We start from the raw sequence: 979 nt of genomic DNA, 5'->3' as shown, positions 1-979 counted from the left end.
CGGTGAATCTTTAACCATCGATATTGAGTAACACTATGACATTGGATGTATTACCTAGTTACCAAGCATTAAAGGATCATGCCAAATTCATTACTAAGCTTCATGTAAAAGACCTATTTGAAGGTGATCCTAAGCGCTTTGATCGCTACTCCTTTCAGGCACCACATGTCTTTTATGATTATTCAAAAAACCGTGTCACCGAGGAAACGATTTCGCTCTTATCTCAGCTCACTGCTGAAGCAGGGCTTGAAGCAAAGGTTAAGGCCTTGTTTTGTGGCACAGGAGAGAATGGAGACTTACTGAACAACACAGAGGACAGAGGCGTCTTACATACGGCCTTACGACTTCCAAAGTCTAGCCTGACTCAAACTACTAGCTATTCGCCTAGCCAAGATATATTGGATGAAATCCTTGAATGTCGAATTCAAATTCAAGAATTCGTTGATAAAATACACCAACAGGAAGTTCTTGGTTACACCGGAAAACCCATTGATACTCTCGTTAGTATCGGCATTGGGGGCTCTTATCTAGGCCCCAAAACAGTTACCGAAGCACTATCACCCATCGCCAAAGAAGGCCTGAGTTGTCACTATATTGCTAACGTAGACAGTAGCGATAGCCACCAAGTGCTCTCTCAGATCGTACCTGAATCCACCATTTTCCTGATTCAGTCTAAGTCCTTCGGTACACAGGAAACACTTACAAATGCTCAAACTGTAAAGAACTTTCTACTAGAGCACGGAATGCTTCAAGAAGACCTTGGCATGCATCTCTATGCTGTGAGCAGTAATATCGAAGCTGCGATAGCCTTTGGAGTTAAGGAAGAAAATATCTTCCCTATGTGGGACTGGGTAGGAGGGCGCTATTCACTCTGGTCTGCAATTGGTCTTCCAATCGCATTTATGATTGGCAATGAGCACTTCGAAGCCTTGCTACAAGGCGCACACGAAATGGATGAGCATTTTATCTCAGCTCCCTT

At 43.4% G+C, this 979-nt stretch carries 1 pseudogene; it reads left to right on the top strand.

The features are described from left to right. Positions 1–35: 35 nt before the first annotated feature. Positions 36–979, top strand: a pseudogene (locus A3763_RS01345) (glucose-6-phosphate isomerase); the annotation flags it as partial.

The sequence above is a fragment of the Oleiphilus sp. HI0128 genome, from assembly GCF_001635365.1.
Note: the sequence above shows the minus strand (reverse complement) of the source record. Positions and strands in the feature narration are given on the sequence as shown.